The following is a 13,905-nucleotide window of genomic DNA, read 5'->3' on the forward strand; positions in this document are numbered from 1 at the left end:
CTGCCTACTGGTAGGTGATGTCGGACGGTGAGTAGAAGCAGTTGACGCCGTCGGCGCCCTCACCGATCTTGGTCGGCTCGCTGCCCTTCGGTACGCCCTTGTACTTGACGCAGATCGAGGTCTCCCGGTCGGAGTCGCCGACGATCGTGATCCGGCTGAAGCGGGCGGTGTCGCCCCAGTTGGTGTTGATGCCGGCGATCGCGTCGGTGTCCCGAACGACCACGTTGTCGATCACGACGTGCCGCTGGTACGACGTCGAGCAGTTGCCGCAGGCCCGGTAGAGCTTCCCGGCGTTCTCCACCCGGAAGTTCTTGATGTAGACGGTGCCCGAGCCGTTGTGCTGGAAGACCTTGTCGCTGGCGGACCGGGCGCCGCCGCCGTCGACGGTGTAGGTGGTGCCGCCGCGGAAGGTGGCGGCGTCCTCGCCGACGTCCTCCCACCACACGTTGATCAGGGTGCAGTTGCCCTCGCAGTGCACGCCGTCACCGGCCGGCGCACCGATGATCACGTTGCGCAGGGTGGCACCGGCTGCCAGTTCGAACATCGGGTCCTGGCTCTCGCTCTGCCCGCCGTCGCCGATGCCGTAGTAACGCTTGAGTCCACCGTCGAAGGTGCCGGAGACCGGGATCGTCGCGTCCACCTTCTGGCTGCCGGTGGGCGTCGGCCAGCCTGCGGGCGGTGCTGTGGTCGGGCCCGGCGTGGTGGGCGGTGCGCTGGTCGGCGGTGGGGTGGTGGCCGGCGGGGTGGTCGGGGTGCCTCCGCCGTACGAGTCGACAGCAACGTCGTCGAAGCCGCCGCTGGCGTACGCGGTGACCAGGCCGATCCGACCCGCACCGGACAGGCTGTTGCTGCCGGAGGCGACCTGGGTGCCGTTGACGAAGCCGCGGATGGTGCTGCCGCTGGCCTCGATGCGCAGCGTGTACCAGGTGCCGGTGGCGATGCCCAGCGACGCGGAGCCGATCGCTGTGATGCTGCTTCCGTTGACTGCCTGCAATTCGGCGCGGCCGGAGCCGAGCAGCGCCAGCCGGTACATCTTGGTGCTGCTCGTGGACCGGGCGGCCAGCCCGACGAGGGCGCTGGACGAGCCGAAGCTCGCCGGGCGGACCCGGGCCTGCACCGAGTAGTTGGTCCAGCTGGTGTCGCCGGCGAACTGCCGGGCCAGCTCGCTGCCGGCGTTGCTCTGGTTGAACACGCCCGCGCTGTCGACAGTCCAGGTGCCGCCGGACTTGGACCAGCCGGAGGCATCGCCGTCGTTGAAGTTGTCGGTGAAGACCGTGGCCGCGAAGGCCGAGGTCATGCCCGCGACGAGGGCTGCGGCGGTCACGCCGGCACCCACCGCCAGCAGCAGTGGTCGCCGGCCGGGGAGTCGTCTCTTCTGCACAGTTGTCCTCCTTGACGCATGTGGTGGTGGTCCCTCGACCGTCCGTACGGGGACGTGCGGGCAGGACGTGCCGCCCTGGCGGGATCGGTGTGCTCCCCGTCGGAGGCCCGGCTCCGGGACGGGTGAAGCGGGATCAAAGCCGCGTGGGAAAGGGCTTTCCCGCCCCCTTGAGGCTAGGACTGCCCAACCATCACCGTCAATGGATTGCGCTTGCAGGTCTGTTGCAGGATTCGCGCCCGCAGGCGGAGCCCGATCAGTAGCTGTCCGGCTCGGTCAGCCGCCAGGCCGCGTTGATCAGACCGACGTGCGACAGCGCCTGCGGCGTGTTGCCGAGCTGCGTCCCGGTGTCCATGTCGATCTGCTCGCTGAACAGGCCAACGTCGTTGGCGAACCCGACCACCCGCTCGAACAGCTCGGTGGCCCGCTTCCGCTCACCCGCGATCACCAGACACTCCACCAGCCAGAACGAGCACAGCAGGAAACCGCCCGGGTCGGTCGTCCACCGCCGGACCAGGCCGTCGTCGGAGCCCAACTCCCGGGCGATCATCTCGACGGTGGCCCGCATCCGCGGATCGGTGGCCGGCAGGAAATGCGCCACCGGCAGGATCAGCGCCGAGGCGTCCAACTCCGACGAGCCGAAGGCGCCGGTGAACGCGCCGACCCTGTCGTTCCACCCCTCGCGCAGCACCGCCTCGCTGATCTCGTCGCGGACTGCCGCCCAACGGGCCGGGTCGGCCCGGTCACCCAGCCGGTCGGCGAGCCGCACCGCGTGGTCCATCGCCAGCCAGCAGAGCACCTTTGACGACAGGTAGTGGCGCTCCTCGCTGCGGGTCTCCCACATGCCCCGGTCCGGCAGCCGCCACGTCGCGGCGACCTGTTCGGTCAACCCGAGCACCATCTCGCGCAACTCCTCCTCGAAGGGCGCGCCGAGATAGTCACGCAGTCGCCACACCGCCGAGGTGACCTCACCGGGCACATCGAGCTGCCGCTGTTGCCACGCGTCGTTGCCGATCCGGACCGGCCAGCTGTCGCGGTATCCCCGCAGGTGGTTGCACTGATGCTCGGACAGGTCACGCTCACCCTCCAGCCCGAAGAGCACAGGCACCGGCTCGTCGCCGATGCGGCCGATCGAGCGAGCCGCCCAGGCGAACAGGCGCGACGTCTCGTCCGGGCAGGCCGCCACCCACAGCGCGCGCATCGTCAACGAGAAGTCCCGCAACCAGGAGAAGCGGTAGTCGTAGTTGCGGTCGCCGCCGATCCGCTCCGGCAACGACGTCGTCAACGCCGCGGCGACCGCGCCGCTGCGGGCGTAGGTGAGGCCGGTAAGCACCGTCGCGCTGTGCCGGACCAGTTCGGGGTACCGGCCGGAGTAGGAGTGCGTCTCCCGGTACGCCTCCCACGCCCGCGTCGTCTCGTCGAGCGCGGTCAGCGGGTCGAGTCGGACCGGCGGAGCCCCGTACGTCTCGCCGAACGCCACGTCCATTCCGAGCACCTGGCCGGCGGAGATCTCGAACTCGTGGGTCACCCGGTCCCGGTCAGGTCGCAGCGGCAGGTCACCGGCGCGCAACACGAGCACCACCGGGCCGGCGCCGGCCAGCACCCCGCCGTCCGGCTGCTCGTGCAGGTACGGCGTGAGCAGGCCGTACTCGGGTCGGGGCGCGAAGTCCAACGCCATCCGTACGCGCCCGGACAGCCCTTCGACGACCCGGACCAGCACGGCTGGCGAGTTCATCCCCAACTGGTGGGCACGCGCGCCGGTCTCGGCGGCCAGCGCGTCGGTGACCGCCACGCTGCCCTGCGGCGTGTGGTGCACCGTCCGCAGCACAAGCGTGTCCGGCCGGTACGCGCGCTCCACCCGGTGGCCGGGGCCACCCGCGCCGACCGGGGCCACCCGGAAGTGCCCGGCGTTCGGGTCGAGCAGCCGGCCGAACACGGACGCTCCGTCGAACCGGCTCGGACACCACCAGTCCACGGAACCGTCCCTGCCGACCAGCGCGCCGGAGCGGGAATCCGAGAGGAACGCGTAATCGGAGATCGGCGGCTGCTCCACCCGCCGGGGGTACCCGGTCGAGGACCGATCAGGCCGGCGGCTCGTCCTTGCCGGCGGCCTCGGCCTCGTCGGCCTCCTCCTTGGTGTGGTGCACTGCCTTGTCGGCGTGCTCCGGCGGGCCGTAGACCGTGTAGAGCACGAGCGGGTTCGGGCCGGTGTTGACGAAGTTGTGCTTGGTGCCGGACGGGACGACGACCAGGTCGCCCGCGACGACCTCCCGCTTCGCGCCAGCGACCCGGGCCTCGCCGGTGCCGCTGACGAAGGTCAGGATCTGGTCGATGCCCTCGTGCACCTCCTCGCCGATCTCTCCACCCGGAGGGATCGTCATGATCACCAGCTGGGTGTGGTCCCCGGTCCACAGCACCCGCCGGAAGTCCGGGCTCTTCTCGGCGACTGTCGCGATCGTGAAATGCTCCATGGTCCGCTCATACCCCGTTCGACGGCTCGTCACGCCGGGACTGGCAAATGGTGGAATTCCCCACGGTCGGTGGGTTTGCATCCGTGCAGAACGGGGATCGACCACCCTGACCGGCGCTAGCCGCCGGCCGAGCCAGGTCCCCGCTGGCGTACCGCCGAAACGGCTGCGATGGTGGGAGACGGCCAGAGCACGGCGACGTTCCGACCATGTGTCGAACGGCGCCGTGCGCTCGTCTGCACTGCCGGTCCGCGCGACTCCGCCGGTCAGGCGTCGCGGTGCAGCCAGCTGAGCAGTTCGGGCGAAGCGAGGGCGGCCGTGCGGGCGCGGTAGCGGTCCAGGCCGACCGCGTCCAGCAGGTCCCGGCCCTGACCGGACCGGCCCTGACGGAAGAACGCGCCACGGTCCCGCAGTACGCCGCGCGTGTCCGGGACGAGGAGGTCGGCGCGCTCCCGCATCCGACCGAAGGTGGCCGCCTCCACAAGCTCGGGCCAGCGCCCGGCGGGCACCGCGAAACCCCACCGGTCGGCCAGCCTGCGCATCTGCCCAGCCAGGTCGGCCTGGAGGTCGTCGTAGTGCACCAGCTCGACGTTCGGCTCGTGCCGGCGGGCCCAGGCGTCGCTCAGGTGCAACAGCACCCCGGGCAGCGAATCCAACTCGGCGCGCGGGTCCACCTCACGGTCGACCCAGCTCGGCAGCCACTGCTCGACCGGGAGACGCCGCCGAGGTGGCCCGACCGGGGCAGGCTGACCGGTCAGCTCGGCGAGGCGGGCCCGGTCCAGGTTGCCGGCCTGGTGATAGAGGGAAACCGCCATGTCCAGCGGGTGCCGGGCCACCACCACGTAGTGCACCCGGGGGTCGAGTGGCACCCCGTCCAGCGGTGTGTGCGTCTTGATGAACCGCCGGTGCGGCTGGGCGGCCAACCGGCCGTACACAGCGTCGCGAGGCTCGACCAGCCAGTCCAGCCAGGGGGACAGCTCGGTCAGCGGCGCCGGCAGTTCCGGGGTGCCAAACACCAGCAGCGCGCAGATCATCTGCATCCAGGTGGTGCCGCTCTTGGACCGGGTGCTGATCACGATGTCGCCGTCGCGGAACGGGAACCCGATCCAGCGGGCGCTGTCCTCGTCCTGGGAACGGTAGCGGTGGGCCGGCGCGATCACCGGACGAGCGTAGTCGGCGAACCGACAGCCCCGCAGCGGGTTTTCCCGTCGAGGGCTGGGAAGGCATGCGAATGCCTGGCTAGATTGAATTATGGTGCCCGCCCACGGGGGCCGGGCGGCGCAACCGGTCTACCGCCCCATCCTCGCCAGCCACCGACGCGGCGAACTGGAAGCGTTGAACCACGTCGATCCCGCGGCCGCTCCTCTGCTCGCGCCGATACTGGAGATCAGCGCCGCCGATCGCTCCACGATGGACGTCATACGTCGACTGCCGGGCGGTCTGCTGCCGGCCGTCGACGTCACCGACCTGCCCGATACGGAACTGGTCCGTTGGGGCGTACCGCTGATGCCCGTGATCGGGCTCGCGGAGAGCGACAGGCGGCTGGTCGCGCACGGCGCGGCGGCTCGGGAGTACGCCCGGCGGGCGCTGATCCGGCTGCGCGCCGCCCGGGACCGGGCGGGGCCGGACGCGAGCACCACAGCTGTCGAACGGATCTGGCGGTTCACCGGGCTGGCACCGGAGCAGTGCGACCTGCTCGTGGACGCGGGCGACGTGTGCTGCGCGGCAGACGTGCGGGTGGCCGAGCCACGGGTACGGCGGCTGTTGGGCTGGGCCCGCCGCCACGGCTGGCGCTCGGTGACGGTGGCGGCCGGCGGGATGCCGCCCACGCTGTCCCGGCTGCCCAGCGACGAGCCCGTCCGGTTGGACCGCTGGGACTGGCAGCTCTGGCGGCGGCTGACCGACACCGCTGTCGACTACGGCGACTACGGCGTCGGTCCGGCCACACCTGGCAATGGTGACCCCGGCGACCGGCTGCCCACAGTGCGGTACACCGCCGACGGCGGCTGGTGGGTCTACCGCTGGTCGCGGCGGGGTGGGCGGGGCGACGACCGGTTCGCCGACCTGTGCCGCACGCTCGTGTCGGCACCGCACTGGCCGAGCACCGGCGCCTCGTTCTCGTGGGGCGACCACGAGCTGCTGCGCCGGGCTCGTCGAGGTGCCGGCGCCGGGTCGGCAGCCAACTGGACGGCGTGGAGCACGTCGCACCACCTGGCGCACGTGCTCGCCGCGCTGACCCGCCCGGACGGCGAGACGGCGCCCGGGTGGGTTCCGCCGCAGCGGGGACGATCGCCCAGGTAGGAGCTACTGCCGCTCGGTGAAACCGAACTGGATGATGCCCTCGTCGTCGACCGTGGCGTCCACCGAGGCGTCGCCGAGCAACTCGACGGCGTCCGCGTCGAGGAAGATCCGGGCGCCCTGGTTGTCGACCACCTGGTCGCCCTGCTCCGGCTCGGGCACCAGTTCCACGGTGAGCGACCCTGCGTCGGCATCGGCGGCGATCCGCACCCCACCGTCCTGGGCCACGTCCTGCTGGTTGGCGAGGTCACGGATGACGAGCACGGCGTTGTCGGTCATGGTGAGCATGTGTGGAACTCCTCGTGGATTTTGGGCTCGCGGTCGCTTTTCGCGCAGACCGGGCAGTCGGCCTCCCGCACGAGACACACGTGGGAGGCGGCAGGAGAGGCGAACGGGCATCGCCGTCGCGTCGAGATCGGGGCAGCTGAGGGCCCCTTCCCTGCCCACGGTGCCCGCTGTCGGGCGATCCGTCAAATAGAGCCGCGTCAGTCGAGAGCGGGGGCGGGGGCGAGCAACGCGCGAATCTCGTTGACCGCCGCGCGGCCGGCCCGGTTGGCACCGATCGTGCTCGCCGACGGGCCGTAACCGATCAGGTGGATCCGGTCGTCGGTGACGACACGGGTGCCGTCCATGACGATTCCACCGCCCGGAGCGCGCAGCCCGAGCGGGGCGAGATGGTCCAGCGCGGCGCGGAAGCCCGTGCACCACAGGATGATGTCGGCCCCGACGAACCGCCCGTCGGCCCAGGTCACGCCGTCGGGCGTGATCCGGTCGAACATGGGTAGCCGGTCGAGGACGCCGCCATCCTGGAGCCGGCGGATCTCGGGCGTGAGCGGCAGACCGGTCACGCCCACCACGCTGCCCGGCGGCCGTCCCGCCCGTACCGCGGTCTCCACCCGGGCCACCGCGGCCCGACCCAGCTCGGGGCCGAACTCACCGCTTGTGAACTGCGGTGGGCGGCGGGTCACCCAGGTGGTGCTGGCCGCGACCGGGGAGATCTCGGCGAGCAGTTGCACCGCCGAGGTGCCGCCGCCGACCACCACGACACGGCGGCCGGCGAACTCCGCAGGCCCCCGGTAGTCGGCAGTGTGCAGTTGCCGCCCCTGGAACGAGGACCGGCCCGGGTAGTGCGGCCAGAACGGGCGGGTCCAGGTGCCGGTGGCGTTGATCAGCGCTCGCGCCGTCCACGTGCCGTGGTCGCCGTGGACGTCGAGCCGGCCGTCCGGGCGGGAGCGCACCGCGCGGACGCGTACCGGTCGCCGGACCGGCAGGCCGAACGTCTGCTCGTACCGGGCGAAGTAGGCGCTTACCACCTCGGCGGCCGGGCGCTGCGGGTCGGCGGATGGGAATGGCATCCCGGGCAGGTCGTGGAAGCCGTGCACCCGTTCCAGGCGCAGGGTGGGCCACCGGTGCTGCCAGGCGCCGCCCGGCCCGTCGTCGCCGTCGAGGAGAACGAAGCCGCTTCCCGGGGCGAAGCCGGTGCGGCGCAGGTGGTACCCGGCGCTCAGGCCTGCCTGACCGGCCCCGATCACCACGACGTCGACGGAATGGCTTCCCACACGCGGTGCAACGCCGTAATGACCTTCGCTGTGCCCGAAACCGCCCGTCGCGCCGGTCACAGAGCCGGTTTTGCCCCAAAATTGCCTTAATTATCCCTAGGCTGGGTGGATGGACGATGCCCGTCGTGCGGCCGCCGAGTTCCTCGGCACGCTGCTGCTGGTCTTCTTCGGCGTGGGAGCCGCCGTGGCCGCCCGGGTCCAGGGCGGCGTGGTGGTGGTCGCGCTGGCCTTCGGGTTCGCCATGCTGGCCCTGGTCTACATGATCGGTCCGCTGTCCGGCAGCCACGTCAACCCGGCAGTGACGCTCGGAGTGCTGCTCTCCGGAAAGATCTCGGTGCTCGGCGCGGTGGCCTACTGGATAGCGCAGTTCGCCGGGGCAACCGTGGCCGCCTTCATCCTCTGGGGGCTGACCCGCTGGGGTGACGTGGCGGACCAGACCGGAGCGCTGGGCTCGAACGGGTACGGCGCGCACATCAACAGAGGCGGCGCGGCCGTCCTGGAGATCGTGCTGACCTTCCTCTTCGTGCTTGTCGTCCTGGTCGTGACCAGCCGCAGCGAGAACCCGGGCACCGCCGGGGTGGCGATCGGGCTGGCCCTGGCCGCGACGCAACTGGTCGGCGTGACGCTCACCGGCGCTGCCGTCAACCCGGCTCGCGCCTTCGGCCCGGCCGTCTTCGAGGGCGGCGTGGCCCTGCGCCAACTCTGGGTCTTCATCGTCTTCCCGCTGCTCGGCGGTGCGCTCGCCGCACTGGTGGCCCCGCTGGCAATGGGCGCCCAGCGGCACTACTGGGGCGGTCACGCCAAGTCCGTGGGGCGACCGCCGGAACCCGAACGGCAATAACTTTCGGCCCAGCCCCTTTCCTGGCGAATATCTGCGTGGCAGCATCGGCGCATGCATCGCCGTCTCTTTCCGCGAGCCCTAGCGTTGCTCGCGCTGGTCGCCACCGCGGCCACCGCCGGCGCGCCCGGCGCCACAGCCGAGTCGCCCACCCCGGCCACGACCCGGCTGCGCGCCACAATCGACGCGATCCTCGCCGACAACCGGCTGGCCGGAGCCCAGGCGTCGGTGGTCGTCGTCGACACCAGCAGCGGGCAGACCCTGTACGACCGCAACGGCGACCGCCGTCTGATTCCAGCCTCCAACACCAAGCTGCTGACCTCGACGGCCGCGATGGAGTTGCTCGGCCCCGGGCACCGGTTCACCACCGACGTGCAGACCACCGGTAAGCGTCGCGGCGGGCTGCTCTCCGGCAACCTCCACCTGCGCGGCGGCGGCGACCCGACAATGCTCGCGGCGGACTACGACGCGCTCGCCGCGCAGGTCGCCGCAGACGGCGTGCGGGTGGTCAGCGGCAACCTGATCGCCGACGACACCCGCTACGACAACACCCGTCTGGGCCCCGACTGGACGTGGGACGACGAGCCCTACTACTACGCGGGCCAGGTCTCCGCCCTCACCGTCGCACCGGACACCGACTACGACGCGGGCACCGTGATCGTGCACGCCGCGCCGGGTGCCCGGGCCGGTGCCAGGCCGGTCGTGAGCACCACCCCACCCACCGGATACGTACGGATCGACAACCGCGCCGAGACGGTCAGCGAGGGCGAGACCTCCATCTCGATCGAACGCGAACACGGCGGCAACACGATAGTGGTGACCGGTCAGATCGCGGTCGGCGACGAGCCCGCCAGCGACTGGGTGACCGTCTGGGAGCCGACCGGTTATGCCGCCGAGGTCTTCCGGGCCGCCCTGCACCGGCACGGCGTACGCGTGCTCGGCCGGACCGTACTGGGCCAGCCAACCCCGGAAACGGCCCACCTGGTGGCCCGCCACGACTCGATGAGCCTGGGCGAGCTGATGACGCCGTTCCTCAAGCTCTCCAACAACGGGCACGCCGAGGTCCTGACCAAGGAGATCGGCCGGGTGCTGTCCGGTTCGGGCACCTGGTCCGCCGGTCTCACGGCCATCAGCGAGTACGTCGCCGACACCGGAATGGACACCGGCACGCTGCGCCAGCGGGACGGCTCCGGTCTGTCACGCCGCAACCTGGTGCCGGCGACGGAGTTCGTCGACCTGCTGGCCGCCGTCCGGGCCGAGCCCTGGTTCCCCACCTGGTACGCGGCACTGCCCATCGCCGGGCAGCCTGACCGGTTCGTCGGCGGCACGCTGCGCAGCCGGATGGCCGGCACCCCGGCGGCGGGCAACGTGCACGCCAAGACCGGCAGCCTGACCGGCGTGTCCGGCCTGTCCGGCTATGTCACCAGCGCCGACGGTCACCTGCTGGCGTTCTCCATCCTGCTCAACAACTACCTGACGGCGTCGGTCAAGACGCTTGAGGACCAGATCGCCGTGGCACTGGCCGGTCACCGCGAAGGCGGCACCAGCACCGCACGGGTGGCGCCGCCTTCAGTGCCGGACACGCCGCGGACCCCGGAGGGCGTGGAGTGCTCCTGGGTCAAACCGATCACCTGCTGAACGTCGGCGGGGGTGCCGGGGGAGGGCGCCCCAGCCGACGTTCAGGCAGGGCGGTCCGGTGTGGGGGGCACCGCCGCGGGGTCGCCGCGCTCGATGAGCGCGGCGATCTCGGCGGCCCGCAGCCCGCGCAGCGCCAGCACCCTGGTGCCCCAGCGGTGCAATCGGCACGGGTGCGGGCTGGCGTCGTTGCGGCAGACCACGCCGCCGGACCACCGTCGGGGCGCGTGCACCACCACCGCCCGCACCGCGAACTGGGCATCCTCGCCCGTGACGTACGGCGGCAGGGGGATGTCGCGGAGCACCTCCCCGGGCACCTCATCGGCGCCGGGGGAAACGGCGGGATGGACGCGGTGGGCGGTACTGCTGCTCATCTGCGCTGCCTCCACAATGGATGGGCGGACGGGATAGCAGAAAGTTACGATGTCATCGACCGAGCGCGACGGACAAACTGTCCCAGCTCGTGGACCCGAGCGGTCGATCAGCGCAGCGGGCCCGATCAGCGCAGCGCGACGGCCTGGAGGCCGACGTTGCCGCAGTGCTCGGTGAAGACCTTCTCCACCGTCCAGGTCACCACCAGCCGGGCACCCCTGGGCAGGTCGAACCGGATGGTGAACTGGGCGCTCCGACTGGTGTACGGGTCCTCCAGCCGCACAGTGCTGACCGGCCCACCGGTGGACAGTCGAGCGTCGAGCCGGCCGCGCGCCATCCACGTCCCGGCGTACAGGTGGACGGTGCGCGCCTCGCCACTGCCCGCGACAGTGAGGCTGAAACCGTTGCCGACACCGCAGGTGTAGACGCCGTTCGAGCTGCCGCCGACGGATCGCTCCGGTGTGCCGTCGGACCAGCGGACGACCTCCTGGTTGCCGTCCCATGCGACGCGGTTGCCCCTGCCGCCGGTGTCGGCGATCTCCCCCGTGCCGGCGCGTTTGCGGACTGTCGAGTTGCCGCCGCGTAGCCCCCAGTGCATCCAGTCCCGGGCGCCCGCCGCGCTGAGGTCGATCTCGGCGGGGGCCTCCACGGCGCTCACCGACAGCACCGGTGCCGCCGGCGCTCTGGGCGGAGGGGCGGACGGCGGGGCGGGAGCGCTGGGAGTGGGGTCGGGCGAGGGCGGGCGTTCCCGGGGGCGCAGGCCCGGCGTCGCCGGACCAGCCTCGTTGGTACGTCCTTCGGCACCGGGAAGGCCTGTCGGCCGGGCGGCTCCGGCCGGCACGCCACCCGGCCCCCCGCCCGCGTCACCGCCGGGCTCAGGTGCGGCACGCGTGCCGAAGTACGTACCCAGGACGACCAGGCAGACGAGCGCGGCGATGCCCTCCAGGGCCCACCGCCGCCTCCGCCGGGCGCGGGCGATCCTGCGCAGTGCGCTGCGGGTCTGCGCGGCGGCAACGGCGTGCGCCCGGTGCGACGCCGGCCGGTGGGTCGGCTCGTTCCCGCTCTGGGACTGCGCCCGCGTGCGGTCCTCGTCCGCCACCGACCCCTCCACTCCGCCGCCCGACCGCCATCGGCCGCGGCGGACCACACCGTCCACTGTGGGCCGTCTCACACGTTTGCACCGGCGTGGTCGACACGCTAGATCCGGACGGGTGGGCGTGTCCAGTCCGGAACCGGACGGTATCGGACAAGTCCTGCCCAGCCTGGGTGGAGGCCCGCAGGCGGACCACGAAGGCCGCCCTCACCGGTACGCGCCCGGGTCAGCCGATCCGGAAGCCGAGCGCCTGAGCGATGACCAGCGCCTGCTCGGGGTCCACGATCGCGCCGGCCCGCTCCACGCTCGTCGGGTCCAGTGCGGTCAGGTCGCTGCGCCGCAGGTCGGCGCCCCCGAGGCGGCACTTCTGCAGTTGCGCGCCGGAGAGGTCGACGCCTGTCACAGTGGCGCCGGTGAGGTTGGCACCGCTCAGGTCGACCTCGCGCATCCGCACGTCACTCAGCCAGACGGCACGCAGGTCGGCGCCGGGCAGCGCGACGAACGACCAGTCGCCGCCGTCGACCCGCAGCGGACGGAGGTCGCACTCCACGAAGGTGCTGCCGACCAGCTTGCAGCCGGTGAACTCCGCCTCGAAGAAGTTGCACCGCTTGAAGACACAGCGGGTGAATGCCGAATCCACGTGCCGGGACGCGTTGAACAGCACGTTGCCGAACGTGCACCCGGTGAAGACAGCTCCCCGCGTGACCGCCTCGGTGAGGTCCACCTGGAAGAACTCGCAGCCGACGAAGTGCCGGTCGGTGAACTCCTCGCCGTACCAGTCCTCGTTGCGGAAGGTCACGTCCTCGGTCAACTCCGGCATCCGGTCAGGCTAGTGCCACCCACCGACGGCAGGTGGCGGCCTCCACCCTTTGCGACGGCCGCCGCGCGAAGTAGGTTCGGCGACGTGAGTGTGGCTCGGAGCATGGACCCGGATCAGATCGGCTTCGACCCGGCGCGGCTCGCGCGGATCGACGAGCACTTCGGCAGGTACGTCGACGACGGGCGGCTCGCCGGCTGGCAGGTGGTCGTCACCAGGCGGGGCGAGGTTGCGCACTCCTCGACGTACGGGCTGCGGGACCGGGAGTCGGGTGCCCCGGTCGAGGCCGACACACTCTGGCGGATCTACTCGATGACCAAGCCGGTCACCTCGGTCGCGGCAATGATGCTGTGGGAGGAGGGCCGCTTCGAGCTGACCGACGAGATCAGCCGCTGGCTGCCGGAGTTCGCCGACCTGCGGGTCTACTCGAAGGGTTCGGTGCTCAAGCCGTACACGGTGCCGGCGGTCGAACCGATCCGGGTGTGGCACCTGCTCACCCACACCGCCGGCCTGACGTACGGCTTCATGCAGACCTCCGTGGTCGACGGGCTCTACCGGGCGGCCGGCTACGACCTGTATCCACCGGCGGGCGTCGACCTGGCCAGTGCCTGCGCGGCGTTCGGTGAGCTGCCGCTGCTCTTCCAGCCCGGCACCGCCTGGGGCTACTCGGTAGCCACCGACGTGCTCGGCCGGCTGGTCGAGGTGGTCTCCGGGCAGAGCCTCGACGCGTTCTTCGCCGACCGGATCTTCGGCCCGCTGGGCATGACCGACACCCATTGGTGGGTCGACGGCGACCGGGCCGACCGGTTGGCCGCGCTGTACACGCCGGACCCGACCACCGGTCAGGCGGTCCGGCAGGACCGGATCGGTTCACTCGCGCGCCACAAGCCTGTCCTGCACTCCGGTGGCGGAGGTCTGATCTCCAGCGCTGACGACTACCACCGGTTCACCCAGATGCTGCTGCGCGGCGGGGAGCTTGACGGCGTACGCCTGCTCGGGCCGCGCACTGTGCGTTTCATGACCCGCAACCACCTGCCCGGCGGCCAGGATCTGGGCACCCTGTCCACCGGCGGCTTCGCCGAGACCACACTCGACGGGATCGGGTTCGGTCTCGGTTTCGCTGTGGTCGACGACCCGATCCCCAGCAGGGTGCCGAGCAGTGTCGGCGAGTACTACTGGGGTGGGGTGGCCAGCACCGCGTTCTGGGTGGACCCGGCCGAGGAGGTAACCGCGCTCCTGTTCACCCAGTTGCTGCCGTCGAGCACCTACCCCCTGCGCTCCCAGCTACGCCAACTGGTCTACGCCGCCCTAACCAACTGACCTCCCCCCACCCACCCCACCCACCCCCCACTCACTCCGTTGATCATGAGGTTGACGGGCCAGTGGATCACCGTGGGACCCGTCAACCTCATGATCACCGGGATGGGCGGGCCGGGGCGGGGCGGGG

The 13,905-nt window shown here is 71.5% G+C and carries 13 protein-coding genes; 4 read left to right on the plus strand and 9 right to left on the minus strand.

Features of this window, described 5'->3' with window-relative positions; all coding sequences use genetic code 11:
* Nucleotides 1-4: 4 nt before the first annotated feature.
* The 4 genes from ACLQ23_RS00495 to ACLQ23_RS00510 all read right to left on the minus strand — a co-directional run bounded on the left by ACLQ23_RS00495 (nucleotide 5) and on the right by ACLQ23_RS00510 (nucleotide 5,006).
* Nucleotides 5-1,381: a pectate lyase gene (locus ACLQ23_RS00495; protein WP_355631300.1), complete on the minus strand. Its 1,377-nt coding sequence runs from the start codon at nucleotides 1,379-1,381 to the stop codon at nucleotides 5-7.
* 253 nt (nucleotides 1,382-1,634) lie between these two features.
* On the minus strand, nucleotides 1,635-3,431 hold the full coding sequence (locus ACLQ23_RS00500; protein WP_355592267.1) for a glycoside hydrolase family 15 protein: 1,797 nt from the start codon (nucleotides 3,429-3,431) through the stop codon (nucleotides 1,635-1,637).
* A 28-nt stretch (nucleotides 3,432-3,459) separates the two neighbouring features.
* Nucleotides 3,460-3,849, minus strand: coding sequence for a cupin domain-containing protein (locus ACLQ23_RS00505; RefSeq protein ID WP_053655106.1), 390 nt, complete (start codon nucleotides 3,847-3,849; stop codon nucleotides 3,460-3,462).
* Nucleotides 3,850-4,112: 263 nt separating this feature from the next.
* Nucleotides 4,113-5,006, minus strand: coding sequence for a sulfotransferase domain-containing protein (locus tag ACLQ23_RS00510; RefSeq protein WP_355592269.1), 894 nt, complete (start codon nucleotides 5,004-5,006; stop codon nucleotides 4,113-4,115).
* Between the two features lie 91 nt (nucleotides 5,007-5,097).
* On the opposite strand from ACLQ23_RS00510, the gene ACLQ23_RS00515 reads away from it, so the two are divergent.
* Nucleotides 5,098-6,147 (plus strand): beta family protein, encoded by a 1,050-nt coding sequence (locus ACLQ23_RS00515; RefSeq protein WP_425880214.1) that lies wholly within the window; start codon nucleotides 5,098-5,100, stop codon nucleotides 6,145-6,147.
* Nucleotides 6,148-6,150: 3 nt separating this feature from the next.
* On the opposite strand, the gene ACLQ23_RS00520 is transcribed toward ACLQ23_RS00515, so the two are convergent.
* Complete coding sequence (locus ACLQ23_RS00520) at nucleotides 6,151-6,432, minus strand: adhesin (protein ID WP_053655111.1); 282 nt, start codon at nucleotides 6,430-6,432, stop codon at nucleotides 6,151-6,153.
* A gap of 197 nt (nucleotides 6,433-6,629) precedes the next feature.
* Nucleotides 6,630-7,679: an NAD(P)-binding domain-containing protein gene (locus tag ACLQ23_RS00525; RefSeq protein WP_355592273.1), complete on the minus strand. Its 1,050-nt coding sequence runs from the start codon at nucleotides 7,677-7,679 to the stop codon at nucleotides 6,630-6,632.
* Between the two features lie 133 nt (nucleotides 7,680-7,812).
* Between ACLQ23_RS00525 and ACLQ23_RS00530 the strand changes: the two genes are divergently transcribed.
* Both ACLQ23_RS00530 and dacB read left to right on the plus strand, forming a co-directional pair.
* Nucleotides 7,813-8,544, plus strand: coding sequence for an MIP/aquaporin family protein (locus tag ACLQ23_RS00530; protein WP_355592275.1), 732 nt, complete (start codon nucleotides 7,813-7,815; stop codon nucleotides 8,542-8,544).
* Nucleotides 8,545-8,595: 51 nt separating this feature from the next.
* Nucleotides 8,596-10,179, plus strand: coding sequence for a D-alanyl-D-alanine carboxypeptidase/D-alanyl-D-alanine endopeptidase (gene dacB, locus ACLQ23_RS00535; protein ID WP_355592277.1), 1,584 nt, complete (start codon nucleotides 8,596-8,598; stop codon nucleotides 10,177-10,179).
* A gap of 41 nt (nucleotides 10,180-10,220) precedes the next feature.
* On the opposite strand, the gene ACLQ23_RS00540 is transcribed toward dacB, so the two are convergent.
* The 3 genes from ACLQ23_RS00540 to ACLQ23_RS00550 all read right to left on the minus strand — a co-directional run bounded on the left by ACLQ23_RS00540 (nucleotide 10,221) and on the right by ACLQ23_RS00550 (nucleotide 12,461).
* A complete protein-coding gene (locus ACLQ23_RS00540; protein WP_209273351.1) occupies nucleotides 10,221-10,550 on the minus strand; it encodes a hypothetical protein in 330 nt (109 codons plus the stop codon).
* Between the two features lie 125 nt (nucleotides 10,551-10,675).
* Nucleotides 10,676-11,647: a hypothetical protein gene (locus ACLQ23_RS00545; protein ID WP_355592279.1), complete on the minus strand. Its 972-nt coding sequence runs from the start codon at nucleotides 11,645-11,647 to the stop codon at nucleotides 10,676-10,678.
* Between the two features lie 220 nt (nucleotides 11,648-11,867).
* Nucleotides 11,868-12,461, minus strand: a complete 594-nt coding sequence (locus tag ACLQ23_RS00550; protein ID WP_355592280.1) for a pentapeptide repeat-containing protein — start codon at nucleotides 12,459-12,461, stop codon at nucleotides 11,868-11,870.
* Nucleotides 12,462-12,545: 84 nt separating this feature from the next.
* Between ACLQ23_RS00550 and ACLQ23_RS00555 the strand changes: the two genes are divergently transcribed.
* The gene (locus tag ACLQ23_RS00555) at nucleotides 12,546-13,778 is read left to right on the plus strand and encodes a serine hydrolase domain-containing protein (protein ID WP_355592282.1); all 1,233 of its coding nucleotides are present in this window, start codon (nucleotides 12,546-12,548) and stop codon (nucleotides 13,776-13,778) included.
* Nucleotides 13,779-13,905: the final 127 nt, after the last annotated feature.

Origin of the sequence: Micromonospora sp. DT41, assembly GCF_049841715.1 — a bacterium.
Taxonomy (GTDB): Bacteria; Actinomycetota; Actinomycetes; order Mycobacteriales; family Micromonosporaceae; genus Micromonospora; species Micromonospora profundi.

What these genes read in the sequence shown, in the direction of transcription:
- ACLQ23_RS00550 (WP_355592280.1), bottom strand. Translation starts at nt 12,461, where the DNA reads ATGCCGGAGTTGACCGAGGACGTGACCTTCCGCAACGAGGACTGGTAC.
- ACLQ23_RS00505 (WP_053655106.1), bottom strand. Translation starts at nt 3,849, where the DNA reads ATGGAGCATTTCACGATCGCGACAGTCGCCGAGAAGAGCCCGGACTTC.
- dacB (WP_355592277.1), top strand. Translation starts at nt 8,596, where the DNA reads ATGCATCGCCGTCTCTTTCCGCGAGCCCTAGCGTTGCTCGCGCTGGTC.
- ACLQ23_RS00520 (WP_053655111.1), bottom strand. Translation starts at nt 6,432, where the DNA reads ATGCTCACCATGACCGACAACGCCGTGCTCGTCATCCGTGACCTCGCC.
- ACLQ23_RS00530 (WP_355592275.1), top strand. Translation starts at nt 7,813, where the DNA reads ATGGACGATGCCCGTCGTGCGGCCGCCGAGTTCCTCGGCACGCTGCTG.
- ACLQ23_RS00515 (WP_425880214.1), top strand. Translation starts at nt 5,098, where the DNA reads ATGGTGCCCGCCCACGGGGGCCGGGCGGCGCAACCGGTCTACCGCCCC.
- ACLQ23_RS00540 (WP_209273351.1), bottom strand. Translation starts at nt 10,550, where the DNA reads ATGAGCAGCAGTACCGCCCACCGCGTCCATCCCGCCGTTTCCCCCGGC.